Origin of the sequence: Streptomyces sp. W16 (genome assembly GCF_033194735.1) — a bacterium.
In the GTDB taxonomy this organism is placed as follows: Bacteria; Actinomycetota; Actinomycetes; order Streptomycetales; family Streptomycetaceae; genus Streptomyces.
Genome location: NZ_JAWOAI010001032.1, coordinates 1 through 1,560, shown reverse-complemented (window position 1 = coordinate 1,560; position 1,560 = coordinate 1). Strand labels below are relative to the sequence as shown.

Below are 1,560 nucleotides of genomic sequence, written 5' to 3'. Positions count from 1 at the left end.
CGACGGCACGTTCGAGGTGATCGGCGGCCTCACGCAGTCGGCCCAGGTCCCGGCAGGCCAGACCGAGGCCGACCATCCCGAATCCTTCGAAGTAGCGATGCCCGACCTCACGGAAGATGCGCAGGCCGGCGGTGAAATCGTCGTGCGCACTGTCGAGGAGCGCCATGCTCCAGTGCGCGAAGCCTCTGAGACCGAGCCCGGACGCCTCGCCCATCGCCCAACCGAGCTCCCTGCTGATGTCCAGTGTGCGTGTGGCGTGTTCCATCGTCTGTCGGACATGCCCTCTGTCCCACCGTGCCGCGGCGAGGCTGGAGTGCATCGCTGCCTGGCCGAACAGATCTCTCTCGGTCTCGGCCGCGTCCAGCGCCGTCTGCGCGATGGTCTGCCAGGTCTTTCGCGGCAGATGGTTCCAGAAGTCGCTGAACAGTGCCGAGGCAAGGTGCCAGGAGACGGGGCGGGGGCCGTGGTGGGCGGCATGGCTGATGACGGCGAGCAGATTCGCCCGTTCCGCGTTCAGCCATGCTCCGGGCGCGGTGGCCGACGGCATGTTCAGGTGTTCGTCGGGGCGGAGGCTGCGGGGCAGCTCCGGAAAGAGTCCGGCGCCCGCGGTGGTTCGGGTGGCGTTGAGGTACCAGATCAGGAGCCGGTCGAGGGCGGCTGTACGGTCCGGTACCGCCTCCTCCGCCTGCGCGCACTCCTGTGCGTACGCGCGGAGGAGATCGTGGAACCGGTAACGTCCCGCCGTCGCGGGTTCGATGAGGTGGGCCGAGGCCAGCGCACCGATCAGCCGCCGGGCCTGCGGCAGTGGCGTGTCCAGGAGTGCCGCCGCGGCCTCGGTGGTGAACTCCGCTCCGGGGAACAGGCCGAGCAGGCGGAACAGGCGGCGTGCGCCGGGAGCCAGGACCCGGTACGACACCGAAAAAGCCGTACGCAAAGGAGAGTTGGCGTCACCTTCCGGCTCCAGTGCCTCCAGCCTGTTGCCCTCGGTCATCTCGGCGACGAGGTCAGGCGTCCGCAGGGCCGGATCGCCCGCGAGTCTGGCGGCGGCCACGCGCAGGGCCAGGGGGAGGCTGCCGCAGAGCCTGATCAGTTCGTCGACCGCGTGTCTGTCGTCGTCGACCCGGTCCGTGCCGAGGGTCCGGCTCAGCAGCGTGCGGGCCTCGTCCGGCTGGAGGAGGTCCAGGGGCAGGGCGTGGGCGCCGTCGTGGGCGACGAGGTCGCCGAGGCGGTTGCGGCTGGTGACGAGGACGCAGCAGGTGGGGCCGGACGGCAGCAGCGGACGTACCTGCTCGGCCGAGGCCGCGTTGTCCAGCAGGACGAGCATGCGTCGGTCGGCCAGCAGGGTCCGGAACACGCGGCCCTGGGCCTCGTGGTGCGGGGGGATCTCCGACGCCGCGAGCCCCAGGCTGCGCAGCAGCAGTTCGAGGGCTTCGCCGGGTTCGAGGGGCTGCCGGTCGTGGTCGAAGCCGTGCAGGTTGATGTAGAGCTGGCCGTCCGGGAAGCGGTCGCGGACCTGGTGTGCCCAGTGCACGGCCAGCGCGGTCTTGCCGATACCGGCGG

At 70.8% G+C, this 1,560-nt stretch carries 1 protein-coding gene; it reads right to left on the bottom strand.

The genetic code is table 11. The features are described from left to right. Window positions 1-1,560, bottom strand: a 1,560-nt coding sequence (locus tag R6V09_RS52775; protein ID WP_317888500.1) for an NB-ARC domain-containing protein, incomplete at both ends; no start/stop codon positions are given.